Below are 15,059 nucleotides of genomic sequence, written 5' to 3' on the forward strand. Positions count from 1 at the left end.
AACCAAAAGAATGAGCAAGTCTGCTATGGATATCAAAAAAAGCACGGAGCTGCATTTTGCCAGTTATCCTCCCCCGGTCGTTGCCCAGAAAGAAATTGACCTGCTGGGTCTGTTCGACATCTTATTTGCCGCCAGAAAGCGGATTATCGCCGTCGTTTTTGCCTTTGCTATGGTGGGTCTCATCGCGTCCTTCCTGATGCCGCAAAAGTGGACCAGTAAAGCGGTGGTCACGGCCGCAGAACAAACACAGTGGAGTGAAGTGCAGAGAATGCTCGTCGCGCTGCAGGTGCTGGACGTGGATATCAGCGTGAAGCGCTCGGACATCTTTAACCTGTTTATCAAAAAGTTTCAGTCCCAGTCGCTGCTGGAAGAGTATCTCAAGAGTTCACCGTTCGTGATGGCGCAGCTGAAAGACGCCGACATCGATCCGCAGGACTTACACCGCGCGGCGGTCAATATTGCTGAACGCATGACCGCCATCGACAACGCGGCGGGCAAAAATGCCGAGAAAGCGCCGTACACCTCCTGGACATTGAGCTTCAGCGCCCCGACGGCAGAAGATGCTCAGATTGTGCTGAAAGGGTATATCGACTACATCTCCGCCATCGTTGAGCAAGAGACGATGCTCAACGTGCGAAACGCCCTGGCGCTGAAAACGCAGATGGAAAAAGAGCGTCTGGAGCTGGATCGGGTTCGCCTGACGACGATCCATAACACCAACGTTCAGCGCCTCAACTATTCGCTGGAAGTGGCGAACGCCGCCGGGATCAAAAAGCCGGTTTACAGCAACGGTCAGGCGGTCAAAGACGATCCGGATTACTCCGTTGCGCTGGGCGCGGACGGTATCGCGCAGAAGCTGCAGATTGAGAAATCCCTGAAAGATGTGGCCGAGCTGAATGCCGATTTCCAGAACCGCGAATATCACCTGGCGCAGCTCGAAAAGCTCTCCATCAACGATGTGAATTTCGAACCGTTCAAGTATCAGCTTTCGCCGTCGATACCGGTGAAGAAAGACGGTCCGGGTAAATCCCTGATTGTCATTCTGGCCGCTCTGGTCGGCGGAATCCTGGCCTGCGGTAGCATCCTGGTGCGTGAAGCCATGCTTGCGCGCTCACCGATGCCAGAGCCTGAGCTGGCGACGAATTAAGTTTTAGCTGTAACGAGGAGGGCGGGTGAAAAACCGCCCTTTTTTATTTATTGCAGAAAATCTTCGCGCACCGGCGTGAAGGTATCCAGCAGCGTGCCGGGTTTCAGGCACACGCAGCCGTGCATCACGTGCGGTTCTTTATAAAGCGTATCGCCCGCCGTCACCACGTGCTTCTCATCGCCAATAGTGAATTCAAATTCGCCGGACAGTACGTAGGTCAGCTGTTCGTGCGGATGGTTGTGCATCGGGCCGATCGCGCCCTGCTCAAAATTGACCTCTACCGCCATCATTTTGCCGTCATGCGCCAGAATACGACGCGTCACGCCATTGCCCAGATCCTCAAGCCGTGTCTCTTTGTGGAAAATAAACATCGTCGTTTTTGTCCTTATAGTGAAACATTGTTTTAATTAATTTATCCCACTGCGACTGAAAAGGAAACGGCAAGCCAAATAACTGGAAACAGGATCACAAGTTTGCTTCACTGGGGGAAAGCGAAAAGGAGAGAAGATGAAAACGATCGGTCTGCTGGGCGGAATGAGCTGGGAATCGACCATCCCTTATTACCGCCTGATTAACGAAGGTATCAAACAGCGTCTCGGCGGCCTACATTCGGCGAGCCTTTTACTGCACAGCGTCGATTTCCACGAGATTGAAGCCTGTCAGGCGAGCGGGGAATGGGAGAAAGCGGGTGAGATTCTGGCGCAGGCGGCGCTGGGGCTGCAGCGCGCGGGGGCGGAAGGCATTTTGCTCTGTACCAATACCATGCACAAAGTGGCGTCACAGATTGAGGAACGCTGTTCGCTGCCGTTCCTGCACATCGCTGATGCCACCGGCCGCGCCATTGCCGCCAGCGGGATGAAACGCGTCGCGCTACTCGGCACGCGCTATACCATGGAGCAGGATTTCTATCGCGGGCGGCTGGAATCACAGTTCGGCATTGAAAGTCTGGTCCCGGATGAAGCCGACCGGGCGCGCATCAACCAGATCATCTTTGAAGAGCTGTGCCTCGGGACGTTCAGCGACGCTTCGCGCCACTACTATCTCAGCGTGATTGATAAACTGGCGAAGCAGGGCGCACAAGGGGTGATCTTCGGCTGCACGGAGATTGGCCTGCTGGTGCCGGCCGATGAAAGCGCGCTCCCGGTATTCGATACCACGGCGATCCATGCCGTCGATGCGGTCGAATTTATGCTCTCGTAATGCCTTAGCTTTCAAGGTCCGGCAAGCGCTGGGCGATCTGGCGGGAATGGGCCACTAAATGCTCTGTAAACGCCTCAACCAGCGCCGATACCGGGCGATGCAGCGGGCGAATCAGGCTCACGGTGAAAGGCACGGAAATGCTGAAGCGGCGGATCACAACTCCGCTGCCAGCGTAGTCCAGTGCCGTGAGCGGGTTCACCACCGCAATCCCCACGCCCGCGCGCACCATCGCGCAGATGGACGCCGCGCTGTGGGTCTCCACCACCATGCGCCGTTTCACCTGATGTTCCAGGAACAACGTATCCAGTAGCTGCCGATAGCTGTCGGTTTGCGACAGGCTGATATAGTTTTCGCCGTGAAAATCCGCAGGCGTTAATACGCTTTTGCTGGCGAGGTGATGGCCCTCGGGCAGCACGCAGACTTCATCCAGCGACAGCAGCTCGGTGCGCTCGGTTCCCGCTGGCGTGGCGAGCGTTTCGGTCAGGCCTAAATCGTGGCGCTGGGCGGAGAGCCACTCTTCAAGCAGGGGTGATTCCTGCGGTACGATAGTGAGATTGACGTCGGGATAGCGGGCGAGAAACGGCTGAAGCAGCTGGGGCAGGAACGACTGCGAAAAGACCGGCAGACAGACAATCGACAGCTCGCCCTGGCGGAACTCCCGCAGGCTCTCTGCCGCGCTGACGATGCGGTCCAGGCCGTACCAGGAACGCTGAACTTCCTCGAACAACCGCAAACCCTGCACCGTCGGATGTAATCGCCCGCGCGTGCGCGCGAACAGCGTCAAACCCAACACTTTTTCAAACCGCGCCAGTTCGCGGCTGACCGTCGGCTGTGAGGTGTGCAGCATCTGCGCGGCTTCCGTCAGATTGCCGGTGGTCATCACCGCGTGAAAAATCTCGATATGACGTAGGTTAACGGCGGGCATAGGACACCTGTTTTGTTATCGGTAAGCCATATCATTTTTGCATAGACTCACGATAAAACGATATTTTTTATTCGCTTTCGCCTGTGGCGTAATAATAAAAAAATGACGTCACCCGGAGAACACCATGCCACGCCCGCTGAACAGTACTGATACCGATCTGAACGCCGAAAACCTGCTGCGCTTACCCGCCGAGTTTGGTTGCCCGGTCTGGGTTTACGACGCGCAGATCGTTCGCGAAAAGATCGCGGCACTGCATCAGTTTGACGTGGTGCGTTTCGCCCAGAAGGCCTGTTCGAACATCCATATTCTGCGTCTGATGCGCGAGCAGGGCGTCAAAGTGGACTCCGTTTCGCTGGGCGAAATCGAACGCGCGCTGGCGGCCGGGTACGACCCGAAAACCGACAGCGATGCAATTGTCTTTACCGCCGACCTGATCGATAGCGCGACGCTCACACGCGTGCATGAACTGCAAATTCCGGTAAACGCCGGTTCCGTGGATATGCTGGAACAGCTGGGGCAAGTCTCACCCGGCCACCGCGTGTGGCTGCGCGTGAATCCTGGCTTTGGTCACGGCCACAGCCAGAAAACCAATACCGGCGGAGAGAACAGCAAACACGGCATCTGGTATGCCGATCTGCCAGCCGCGCTGGAAGTCTTGCAACGCTACAACCTGACGCTGGTAGGCATCCACATGCACATCGGTTCTGGTGTGGATTATGGTCATCTTGAGCAGGTGTGCGGCGCGATGGTGCGCCAGGTGATTGAATTTGGTCAGGATCTGGAGGCGATCTCCGCCGGTGGCGGTCTGTCGATCCCGTATCGCGAAGGCGAAGAGGCGATCGACACCGATCACTACTACGGCCTGTGGAGTGCGGCGCGCGACAAAATTGCCGCCCATCTGGGACATGCGGTCAAACTGGAAATCGAACCGGGACGTTTCCTGGTGGCGGAATCCGGCGTGCTGGTGACGCAGGTGCGCAGTGTGAAAGCGATGGGCAGCCGTCACTTCGTGCTGGTCGATGCAGGCTTTAACGATCTAATGCGCCCGGCGATGTACGGCAGCTATCACCACATTACGGCCCTGGCGGCGGACGGTCGCGATTTAACCCAGGCTCCGCGTGTCGAAACCGTGGTCGCCGGTCCGCTGTGTGAGTCGGGCGATGTGTTTACTCAGCAGGAGGGCGGCAAAGTGGAAACCCGCGCGCTGCCTGCCGTCCAGCCTGGTGACTATCTGGTGCTGCACGATACGGGCGCGTACGGGGCGTCGATGTCGTCGAACTACAACAGCCGCCCGCTGCTGCCGGAAGTGCTGTTTGACCACGGCGTGGCGCGACTGATTCGCCGTCGCCAGACCATCGAAGAGCTGCTCGCGCTCGAACTATTTTGATGCGTAGTACGGGCCTGTCGTTATCGAATCGCGGATCATCAGCGTACCGGTAAACGGCGGGATCGTCTCGATCGGCTGGTTGTTCGCCAGCCGAACCGCCTGATCGATTGCCGTGACGATCATATTATCGATCGGCAGATAGACGGTCGAGAGGGCGGGCTCCAGCCATTTTGCGCTTGGCGCATCGTCAAAGCCAAACAGCGAAATATCCTGCGGAATACGCAGCCCGGCCTGATGCATCGCTTTGGACGACCCGAGCGCCATATCATCGTTACAGGCAAACAGGGCGGTGAACGGCACCTTTTCTTTCAGCAGCTCGTTGCACAGCTCATACCCCCGCGTCATTCCCGCATCGCCATATTTCACCCGCCTGTCGTCCCAGGCAATGCCGTGTTTTTCCAGCGCCTGGCGATAGCCCATCAGGCGCGCTTTGCCCGTTGGCGTATGGATCGGGACTGTAATACAGGCGATCTCCCGGTGGCCCTGGCTAATCAGATAATCCACGGCCTTAAACGCAGAGTCCTGCTGCTCGAAGAACACGCAGCGATCGCGCGCCAGGCTGACGTCACGGTTGATCACCACCAGCGGCATTTTCACGCTGTTGATGAGTTTCATGATCGCCTTTTCACTCATATAACGCGTGTAGAGCACGATGGCGTCGCACTGGCGGTCGGCCAGCATCTGCACCGCTTGCTCTTCACGCTCGGGCGCGTCGTGACCATCGGTCACAATCAGCTGCTTGCCGTGGGTTTCGGTCTGGCGCGAGGCCTGTTGTAACAGACGACCAAAGTAAAAACCGTCAAAGGTTGAGACCACCAGACCAATGCTGTTGCTGGTCTGGTTCGCCAGCGATTGCGCGAGAAAATTCGGGCGATAGCCCAGCTCTTCCATCGCGTTAAACACCTGCTGCCGCGTACTCTCTTTCACCTGACCTGTGCCATTCAGCACGCGCGACACGGTGGCTTTCGACACGCCCGCGCGTAATGAGACATCCAGCATTGTTGCCATTAGACATTCCTGCATTCACGTAATCGCCCGCAGTTTATCACAGACCCTCAGGCGCATAAGCGAGGCGGGACGCGGAAAATCCCTGTCGGGATCACGGTTCAGCATAAAACGGGGTAAGTGGCATACCAAAGTGGTGAAATATCATGATTTGGAATACCTCTGGCCGCACTGAGAGTTCAGTCACAGAACAATAAATCACCAGAAGCTATTTTTGGTATGCCAATAGTATTCGGCTATCCACCTTATTCGACAGATAAAAGCCCTTTTACTGAGGTAATACCTAATGGCATTACAGGAAAAACTGATCGACTCTCTGGGCAGTTTCGCCACCAAATTCAACAGCTATCGCTACATCATGGCGATTAAGTCCGCCTTCATTACCTTAATGCCGGTCATCATTGTGGGCGCCTTTTCGGTGCTGATTTCCAACATGGTGCTGGACCCCAAAAATGGCCTCGCGAGCTTTGAATCCCTCTCGTTTCTGGCCGCGCTGAAGCCGATCACCAGCGCTATTAACTACGCCACGCTGAACTTCCTCAACATTGGCGCGGTGTTTTTAATCGGCATTGAGCTCGGGCGCATCAACGGCATCAAGTCGCTATTTCCGGGGCTGCTGGCGGTGATCTGCTTTATCTGCGTCACGCCGACCACCGTTGAAATGATGGTCGACGGGCAGATGCACGTGGTGAAAGATGTGCTGCTGCGCCAGTTCTCCGACACCCGCAGCCTGTTCCTCGGCATGTTTATCGCCATTCTGTCCGTGGAGATTTACTGCTGGCTGGAGAATCGCCCTGGGCTGAAAATTAAAATGCCCGATACGGTGCCGCCCAACGTCGCTGCGTCCTTCTCGGCGCTGATCCCGGCGATTATCACCACTACCGCCATCGCGACCTTCGGTTTTATCTTCCATCAACTGACCGGCATGTACCTGTATGACGCGGTCTATCAGGTGGTGCAGCAGCCGCTCGAGCGCGTGGTGCAGAGCCTGCCGGGCATTCTGCTGCTGATGTTTGTCGCGCAGCTCTTCTGGGTGATTGGTATTCACGGCAACCAGATGATCAAGCCGATCCGCGAGCCGCTGCTGCTCGGCGCGATCACCGTCAACATGAGCGCTTTCGAGCAGGGGAAAGAGATCCCCAACATCATCACCATGCCGTTCTGGGATGTGTACATGAGCATCGGCGGGTCGGGTTTGACCATTGGCCTGCTAATCGCGGTGATGATTGGCACCAAACGCAAAGAGATGCGCGAGATCGCCAAGCTCTCCATCGGGCCGGGGCTGTTCAACATCAACGAGCCGGTGATCTTCGGTATGCCAATCATGCTCAACCCGATCCTGGCGATCCCCTTCATCATCACTCCGCTGGTGACCGGCTCGATTGGTTATTTCGCCACGGTGACCGGTTTTGCCGGCAAAGCAGTGGTAATGGTGCCCTGGACCACGCCGCCGCTGATTAACGCCTGGCTCTCGACGGCGGGCTCTATGGGCGCGGTGATCACTCAGGGGATTTGTATTCTGACCGCGGTTCTTATCTATCTGCCGTTCGTGAAAATTGCCTCACGCCGCGCGGAACAGGCCGCCCTTCAGGCGCAGAGCCAGCAGGCCGCTAACAACGCATGAGGATGTTATGAGCACAAAACAGATTGCGATCCCGCAGGATTTTATTCTGGGGGCCGCCGCGTCGGCCTGGCAAACGGAAGGCTGGAGCGGGAAAAAAGAGGGGCAGGATTCGTGGATCGACCTCTGGTACAAAAACGATCGTCACGTCTGGCATAACGGCTACGGTCCGGCGGTGGCGACGGATTTCATCAACCGCTTCCGCGAAGACGTGGCGCTGATGAAACAGGCGGGACTGACGCACTACCGCACCTCCATCAACTGGTCGCGGTTTTTGACCGATTATGAAAACGCGACCGTCGATGAAGAGTACGCGGCCTATTACGACGCGCTGTTCGACGAGATGCAGCGACAGGGCATCGATCCGATGATCTGCCTCGAGCACTACGAGTTGCCGGGCGTGCTGCTGGAAACCTATGGCGGCTGGGCCTCGAAGCATGTGGTTGAGTTGTTTGTGCGCTACGCCGAAAAGGTGTTTGAACGCTACCACGGGAAAGTGACGCGCTGGTTTACCTTCAACGAGCCGATTGTGGTGCAAACCCGCGTTTATCTCGACGCCCTGCGCTGGCCGTACGAGCAGAACACCAGCACCTGGATGCAGTGGAATCATCACAAGGTGCTGGCGACGGCGAAAGTGGTGAAGCTGTTCCACGAGAAGGGCTACCGGGGAACCGTGGGCTGTATTCTGAATCCCGAAGTGACCTATCCGCGCTCGAAAGCCCCGCACGATGTGCGCGCCGCCGAGATTTACGATCTGTTCTACAACCGCGTATTCCTCGACCCGCTGGTTCACGGGCGTTATCCGCAAGCGTTGTTTACCCTGCTGGAGCAGCATCAGGTTGCGTGGGAGTACAGCGCGGAAGAGCTGGCGCTGATTGCTGAAAACCCTGTCGATGAGCTGGGGATCAACCTCTATTACCCGCATCGGGTGAAAGCCCCGTCGCGGGCCTGGCACCCCCAAACGCCATTCCATCCGGCGTACTACTACGAACCTTTCGAGTTGCCAGGGCGCAAAATGAACGCCTCTCGCGGCTGGGAAATCTACCCGAAGATCATCTATGACATGGCGATGCGCATTAAAAATGAGTATCGCAACATCCCTTGGTTTGTGGCGGAAAGCGGAATGGGCGTGGAAAACGAAGGGCAGTTCCGCGGGAGCGACGGTGTCATCGCCGACGATTACCGCATCCATTTTATCAGCGAACACCTCTACTACACGCTGCTGGCGCGCGAGGAGGGGGCGAACTGCCACGGCTACATGCTGTGGGCGTTTACCGACAACGTCTCGCCGATGAACGCCTTTAAAAATCGCTATGGGCTAATAGAAATCGATCTGGCCGATAACCGCGCTCGTCGGGCGAAAAAGTCGGCGGCGTGGTTCCGTCAGCTGCGCGATGAGCGCACCCTGACGCTCAGCGTCGATGATGAATGGAAATAGGCTAAACACGCCGCAGGTTCTGGTAAAATAGCCGCCAACTGGCCGGGGGAGAATGCCCGGCCCGAGCGTCAACTCAACCGTCAGCGCAGGTGAAATCGTGGAGAAGGCCGTCGTTCCGCCAGAGAAAAAACAGTATCAGGAGATTGGCGATGATCTGCGCACGCAAATCATCGAAGGCCACTATCCTGTGGGATCCCGTCTGCCGCCTGAGCGCAATATTGCCGAGACTTACGGCGTCAGCCGCACCATCGTGCGCGAAGCGTTACTCATGCTGGAGCTGCAGGGCACGGTGGATATCCGCCAGGGCTCCGGCGTCTACGTGATGCGCATTCCGGAAGAGCATGAAAACGAGGAAGAGCGCTTCTTAAACAGCGACGTCGGCCCGTTTGAGATTTTGCAGGCGCGCCAGCTGCTCGAAAGCAACATCGCCGCCTTCGCCGCCAAAATGGCGACCCGCGCGGATATCGACAATCTGCGCCGCATCATCGAGCAGGAGCAGCGCGCGATTGCCGCCGACGATAACAGTCAGGATAACAACAAGATGTTCCATCTGGTGCTGGCGGGAGCGACGCAAAACCAGATGCTGCTGGCGACCGTCGAGAGCGTCTGGCACCACATGGACAGCAGCCCGCTGTGGCAGCAGTTCAACGTTCACATCGCCAGCCGGGCGTACCGCCTGAAATGGCTGGGCGATCGTCAGACCATTCTGGCCGCCCTGCGTCGACGCGATGTGATGGGCGCATGGCAGGCCATGTTCCAGCACCTGGAAAACGTCAAAAAAAGTCTGCTGGAGTTATCCGATGAAGATGCGCCGGATTTCGACGGCTATCTTTTTGAGTCGGTTCCGCTCTTCCAGGGGAAACTGGTATGAACATCCTGCCCTTGCATTGCGTTCCACACCACGCGGAGCGCGTCACCGACTGGCTGTGGCAAGAATTTGGCGACGGATTACCGCGCGAATTTTTAGCCAGCGTCATCGAACACAGCCAGACGCCGGGCGCGCTGCCCATGACCTTTGTGGCGGTCGACGGCGAACAGCTGCTGGGCACCGTAGGATTGTGGCGCTGTGATTTGATTACGCGTCAGGATCTCTTCCCGTGGCTGGCGGCGCTGTACGTAGACGAAGCCGCGCGCGGGAAAGGGCTGGCGGGGCAACTGCAGGAGCATGTGATGGGCTACGCCGCAAAAGCCGGATATTCCGAGTTACATCTCTGGTCCGCCTGCCGCGACTTTTACGAACGCTACGGCTGGCAGTACATCGGCGATGGGCTGGAATACCCGAATAAAACGGTCCATCTCTATCGCTATTCGCTGACCGGCTCCGCGGGGGCCACCACTGAGTGACGGCGTACCAGCGTCGGGCTGAACAAATGAGTGATGTCCGGCGGCGGGCGTTTTTCCGCCAGCGCCAGCGCCAGTTCGGCGGCCTGGGTCGCCATCGTCACAATTGGGTAGCGCACGGTCGTCAGACGTGGGCGCACATAGCGCGCGACTAACACATCATCAAAACCAATCAGTGAAATTTCGGCAGGCACGTCGATACCGTTATCGTTCAGCACGCCCATCGCACCCGCGGCCATGGAGTCGTTATAGCAAGCCACTGCAGTGAAATTCCGTCCACGTCCCAGCAGTTCAGTCATCGCCTGCTCGCCGCCGCTCTCGTCCGGTTCCCCGTAGGTCACCAGACGATCGTTGCACGGCAGACCGCTTTCACGCAGGGCATCGTAATAGCCCCGCAGGCGGTCTTCGGCGTCAGAAATCTGGTGGTTTGAGCAGAGATAGCCGATGCGCGTGTGTCCCTGCTGAATCAGATGGCGGGTGGCAAGCCAGGCGCCGTAGCGATCGTCCAGCGCCACGCAGCGCTTTTCATAGCCCGGAATAATACGGTTAATCAAGACCATGCCGGGGATCTGCTTCATCAGATGGAGCAGCTCTTCGTCGGGAAGCACTTTGGCGTGAACCACCAGCGCCGCGCAGCGATGGCGAATCAGCTGTTCGATGGCCTGACGCTCTTTTTGTTCGTTGTGGTAGCCGTTGCCGATCAGCAGAAAATTACCGGTCTGGTACGCCACCTGTTCCACCGCTTTAACCATCGCGCCGAAAAAGGGATCGGAGACGTCGCCGACCACCAGCCCGACGGTTTCCGTCGACTGCTGCGCCAGGGCGCGGGCGTTGGCGTTGGGATGATAATTCAGGGTTTCCATGGCGCTCTGCACGGCCTGACGGGAAGCATCGCTGGCTTTGGGGGAGTTGTTAATGACGCGAGAAACGGTCGCCACAGAAACACCCGACAGACGAGCCACATCCTTAATTGTCGCCATTTAATACCTTCTTTAGGGGGTAAGCGTTTACACACACAATAGTGTTGCGGAAAAGTGAGGTGCATTCAAGGCCTGCGCCGGAAAGCCGCTCGCAAACGTGATGGAGGACATGGGAAAACAGTGTAATCGTTACACGGGCAAGCGTGTCAGAATAATGTCAAACCGAACCTTTGGTTACACTTTGCCGCAGGCTGTTGCGATTGTCCGCTGGTGGAGAATGTGAACAGATTGCTACAGTCGAGATCCCAGAGGTATTGATAGGTGAAATCAGCTCCGGTTGATTAACACGAATTACACCAACCTGCGTCCATACGCAGGTTTTTTTTGCCTGTAACTTCAATCTGTAACAGCAATCGAGAATATTCACACCTGGTTGCACTTAGGCTCATTCCCTTGCGTTTTCCTGCTGGCGAAGCGAGGGGCCAACAGCCACAATCAAGATCCCAGAGGTATTGATTGGTGAGAATTCTTGGTACGGTTTCGTACTCATCTCTTGCACCAGCCTGCGCGGATGCGCAGGTTTTTTTTCGCCTGAAATACGCTATCACTCCTCCCGCCTGCACTTCTCGTGTAATCTGCCACAATTTAGCGTAACCCTAAAATTTGACAGGCAAAGGGAGTTGAAATGCTATTTGGGTTCTTCCGTACCTTGTTTCGTATCCTCTTTCGCGTCCGCCTGACGGGTGACACTCAGTCACTGCGCGGCGAGCGTGTGCTCATCACCCCAAACCATGTCTCCTTTATCGACGGCGTGTTGCTGGCACTTTTCCTGCCCGGCCGCCCGGTGTTTGCGGTTTACAGCTCCATCAGCCAGAAGTGGTTCATGCGAGGCCTTGCGCCGCTGATCGATTTTGTCCCGCTCGACCCGACCAAACCGATGATGATCAAACATCTGGTGCGCCTGATTGAGCAGGGGCGTCCGGTGGTGATCTTCCCGGAAGGGCGACTTACCGTGACCGGTTCGCTGATGAAAATCTACGACGGCGCGGGGTTTGTGGCGGCGAAATCGAAAGCTACCGTGGTGCCGCTGCGTATTGAAGGGGCGGAACTGACCTACTTCAGCCGTCTGAAAGGGCTGGTGAAGCAGCGCCTGTTCCCGCAAATCACCCTGCATATTCTGCCGCCAACGACGGTACCGATGCCTGACGCGCCGCGTGCGCGGGATCGCCGCAAGATAGCGGGCGAAATGCTCCATCAAATCATGATGGAAGCGCGCATGGCCGTGCGCCCGCGCGAAACCTTATATGAAGCGCTCCTCTCGGCTCAGCACCGTTTTGGCGACAAGAAAAACTGCGTCGAAGACATCAACTTTACCCCCGACACCTACCGCAAGCTGCTGACCAAGACGCTGTTTGTCGGCCGTATTCTGGAAAAATACAGCCAGCAGGGGGAAAAAATTGGTCTGATGCTGCCGAACGCCGGGATCAGCGCGGCGGTGATTTTCGGGGCGGTATCGCGCGGACGCATTCCGGCGATGATGAACTACACGGCGGGCGTTAAAGGGCTGACCAGCGCCATCACCGCCGCGGAGATCAAAACCGTCTTCACCTCGCGCCAGTTCCTCGACAAGGGCAAGCTCTGGCATCTGCCGGAACAGCTCAAGCAGGTGCGCTGGGTCTTCCTCGAAGATCTGAAAGCCGACGTTACCCTCGCCGATAAGCTGTGGATTTTTGCCCATCTGCTGGCACCGCATCTGGCGCAGGTCAAACAGCAGCCGGAAGATGCGGCCATTATTCTCTTCACCTCGGGCTCAGAAGGCCATCCGAAGGGCGTTGTTCACTCTCATAAAAGCATTCTGGCGAACGTCGAGCAGATCAAAACTATCGCTGATTTCACCGCCAACGATCGCTTTATGTCGGCGCTGCCGCTGTTCCACTCCTTTGGCCTGACTGTTGGGCTGTTTACGCCGCTGTTCACGGGCGCAGAGGTGTTCCTCTATCCGAGCCCGCTGCATTACCGGGTCGTGCCGGAGCTGGTCTATGACCGCAACTGTACGGTGTTGTTCGGGACTTCAACCTTCCTTGGCAACTACGCGCGCTTCGCCAATCCCTATGATTTCTTCCGCGTGCGCTACGTGGTGGCCGGGGCAGAAAAACTGCAGGACAGCACCCGGCAAATCTGGCAGGACAAGTTTGGCCTGCGCATCCTTGAGGGCTACGGCGTGACGGAATGCGCGCCGGTGGTGTCGATCAACGTGCCGATGGCGGCGAAGCCCAATACGGTCGGGCGCATTTTGCCGGGGATGGACGCGCGTCTGCTGGCGGTGCCGGGCATTGAAGACGGTGGTCGTCTGCAGCTCAAAGGGCCAAACGTGATGAACGGCTACTTGCGCGTGGAAAACCCCGGTGTGCTCGAAGCGCCGACGGCGGAAAATGCGCAGGGCGAAGTGGAAACCGGCTGGTATGACACGGGCGATATCGTGCGCTTTGACGAGCAGGGCTTTGTGCAGATCAAAGGCCGCGCCAAACGTTTCGCCAAAATCGCCGGGGAGATGGTCTCGCTGGAGATGGTGGAGCAGCTGGCGACGGCGGTCTCGGCCGACAAAATGCACGCCACGGCGATCAAGAGCGACGCCAGCAAAGGCGAAGCCCTGGTGCTGTTTACCACCGACAGCGAACTCAAACGCGAACAGCTTCTGCATTACGCTCGCGAGCATGGTGTGCCAGAACTCGCTGTGCCGCGCGATATTCGTTATCTGAAACAGCTACCGGTGCTCGGCAGCGGTAAACCTGATTTTGTCGCGCTGAAAGGCATGGTTGATGAGGCGGAACAGCATAATGCGTGAGTCAGTACACACTAACACTTCCCTGTGGTCGAAGGGCATGATGGCGGTGACCAGCGCCCAGTTCCTTTCGGCCTTCGGCGACAACGCGCTGCTGTTTGCCACGCTGGCGCTGCTCAAAGCCGAGTTTTACCCGGACTGGAGCCAGCCGATCCTGCAGATGGTGTTTGTGGGTGCTTACATCATTTTCGCCCCCTTTGTCGGACAGGTGGCGGACAGCTTCCCTAAAGGCCGGGTGATGATGTTCGCCAACAGTCTCAAGCTATTAGGCGCGGCGAGCATCTGCTTTGGCTTTAATCCCTTTATCGGCTACACGCTGGTGGGGATTGGCGCGGCGGCCTATTCCCCGGCGAAGTACGGCATTCTGGGCGAGCTGACCACCGGTGACAAACTGGTGAAAGCCAACGGTCTGATGGAGTCTTCAACCATCGCCGCTATTCTGCTCGGCTCCGTCGCGGGCGGCGTGCTGGCGGACTGGCACGTGCTGGCAGCGCTCGGCGTGTGTGCGCTGGTGTATGCCGGGGCGGTCGTGGCAAACCTGTTTATCCCGACGCTGCCGGTGGCGCGTCCGGGGCAGTCCTGGCGCTTTACGCCGATGACGGCCAGCTTCTTCAATGCCTGCCGCGTGCTGTGGCGCAACGGCGAAACGCGTTTCTCTTTGATGGGAACCAGCATGTTCTGGGGCGCAGGCGTGACGCTGCGCTTCCTGCTGGTACTCTGGGTGCCGACGGCGCTCGGGATCACCGATAACGCCACGCCAACCTATCTCAACGCCATGGTGGCCGTCGGGATTGTGATCGGGGCGGGGGCGGCAGCGAAGCTGGTCACGCTGGAGACCGTCGCGCGCTGTATGCCGGCGGGGATTTTGATTGGCGTCGGGGTGCTGTTTTTCTCCCTGCAACATGCGCTGCTCCCGGCTTACGTGCTGCTGATCCTGATCGGTATGCTCGGGGGTTTCTTCGTGGTGCCGCTGAACGCGCTCCTGCAGGAGCGTGGCAAACAGACGGTGGGCGCGGGTAACGCGATTGCGGTGCAGAATCTCGGTGAAAACACCGCCATGCTGCTGATGCTGGGGCTTTATTCGCTGGCCGTGAAAGCGGGATTACCGGTGGTGGGAATCGGTGTCGGGTTCGGCGGGTTATTCGCGCTGGCGATTGCCGGGCTGTGGCTCTGGCAGCGTCGCCGGTAACGGATTGCCGGGTGGCGGCTTCGCCTTACCCGGCCTACAAATCA

General features: G+C 57.7%; 13 protein-coding genes. 9 read left to right on the forward strand and 4 right to left on the reverse strand.

Annotation, left to right across the window (positions count from 1 at the left end):
- The first annotated feature begins 25 nt into the window (after positions 1-25).
- Positions 26-1,147 carry an LPS O-antigen length regulator Wzz(fepE) gene (wzz(fepE), locus tag QQF33_RS05175; protein WP_282494468.1) on the forward strand — a complete coding sequence of 374 codons (1,122 nt, stop codon included), beginning with the start codon at positions 26-28 and terminating at the stop codon, positions 1,145-1,147.
- 47 nt (positions 1,148-1,194) lie between these two features.
- Here wzz(fepE) and QQF33_RS05180 read toward each other — a convergent pair whose 3' ends face one another.
- Positions 1,195-1,518, reverse strand: coding sequence for a cupin domain-containing protein (locus QQF33_RS05180; RefSeq protein ID WP_282494469.1), 324 nt, complete (start codon positions 1,516-1,518; stop codon positions 1,195-1,197).
- A 136-nt stretch (positions 1,519-1,654) separates the two neighbouring features.
- Here QQF33_RS05180 and QQF33_RS05185 point away from each other — a divergent pair, with 136 nt between their 5' ends.
- Positions 1,655-2,347, forward strand: a complete 693-nt coding sequence (locus QQF33_RS05185) for an aspartate/glutamate racemase (protein ID WP_285157484.1) — start codon at positions 1,655-1,657, stop codon at positions 2,345-2,347.
- Positions 2,348-2,351: 4 nt separating this feature from the next.
- Here the strand turns inward: QQF33_RS05185 and QQF33_RS05190 are convergent, their stop codons facing one another.
- A complete protein-coding gene (locus tag QQF33_RS05190) occupies positions 2,352-3,272 on the reverse strand; it encodes a LysR family transcriptional regulator (RefSeq protein ID WP_285157485.1) in 921 nt (306 codons plus the stop codon).
- Between the two features lie 124 nt (positions 3,273-3,396).
- Here QQF33_RS05190 and lysA point away from each other — a divergent pair, with 124 nt between their 5' ends.
- Positions 3,397-4,659, forward strand: a complete 1,263-nt coding sequence (gene lysA / locus QQF33_RS05195) for a diaminopimelate decarboxylase (RefSeq protein WP_285150894.1) — start codon at positions 3,397-3,399, stop codon at positions 4,657-4,659.
- On the opposite strand, the gene QQF33_RS05200 is transcribed toward lysA, so the two are convergent.
- Positions 4,651-5,667 carry a LacI family DNA-binding transcriptional regulator gene (locus tag QQF33_RS05200; RefSeq protein ID WP_282494473.1) on the reverse strand — a complete coding sequence of 339 codons (1,017 nt, stop codon included), beginning with the start codon at positions 5,665-5,667 and terminating at the stop codon, positions 4,651-4,653. The genes lysA and QQF33_RS05200 overlap by 9 nt on opposite strands.
- Positions 5,668-5,950: 283 nt before the next feature.
- Here QQF33_RS05200 and QQF33_RS05205 point away from each other — a divergent pair, with 283 nt between their 5' ends.
- From QQF33_RS05205 to QQF33_RS05220, 4 genes are all read left to right on the forward strand, one after another.
- Positions 5,951-7,288, forward strand: coding sequence for a PTS sugar transporter subunit IIC (locus QQF33_RS05205; protein WP_282494474.1), 1,338 nt, complete (start codon positions 5,951-5,953; stop codon positions 7,286-7,288).
- Between the two features lie 7 nt (positions 7,289-7,295).
- Positions 7,296-8,723, forward strand: a complete 1,428-nt coding sequence (locus QQF33_RS05210; protein WP_285157486.1) for a glycoside hydrolase family 1 protein — start codon at positions 7,296-7,298, stop codon at positions 8,721-8,723.
- 97 nt (positions 8,724-8,820) lie between these two features.
- The gene (locus QQF33_RS05215; protein ID WP_095284369.1) at positions 8,821-9,594 is read left to right on the forward strand and encodes a GntR family transcriptional regulator; all 774 of its coding nucleotides are present in this window, start codon (positions 8,821-8,823) and stop codon (positions 9,592-9,594) included.
- The gene (locus QQF33_RS05220) at positions 9,591-10,067 is read left to right on the forward strand and encodes a GNAT family N-acetyltransferase (RefSeq protein ID WP_285157487.1); all 477 of its coding nucleotides are present in this window, start codon (positions 9,591-9,593) and stop codon (positions 10,065-10,067) included. The genes QQF33_RS05215 and QQF33_RS05220 overlap by 4 nt, the downstream gene beginning before the upstream one ends.
- Here the strand turns inward: QQF33_RS05220 and galR are convergent.
- Positions 10,028-11,044: an HTH-type transcriptional regulator GalR gene (galR, locus tag QQF33_RS05225; protein ID WP_282494477.1), complete on the reverse strand. Its 1,017-nt coding sequence runs from the start codon at positions 11,042-11,044 to the stop codon at positions 10,028-10,030. The two genes, QQF33_RS05220 and galR, sit on opposite strands and share 40 nt — an antisense overlap.
- A gap of 625 nt (positions 11,045-11,669) precedes the next feature.
- On the opposite strand from galR, the gene aas reads away from it, so the two are divergent.
- Entirely contained in the window at positions 11,670-13,829 is a 2,160-nt protein-coding gene (gene aas, locus QQF33_RS05230) for a bifunctional acyl-ACP--phospholipid O-acyltransferase/long-chain-fatty-acid--ACP ligase (protein WP_285157488.1), read from the forward strand.
- The gene (gene lplT, locus QQF33_RS05235; protein ID WP_285157489.1) at positions 13,822-15,015 is read left to right on the forward strand and encodes a lysophospholipid transporter LplT; all 1,194 of its coding nucleotides are present in this window, start codon (positions 13,822-13,824) and stop codon (positions 15,013-15,015) included. Before aas ends, lplT begins: the two co-directional genes overlap by 8 nt.
- Positions 15,016-15,059 lie beyond the last annotated feature (44 nt).

Origin of the sequence: Lelliottia wanjuensis (assembly GCF_030238365.1) — a bacterium.
GTDB classification, from domain to species: Bacteria; Pseudomonadota; Gammaproteobacteria; order Enterobacterales; family Enterobacteriaceae; genus Enterobacter; species Enterobacter wanjuensis.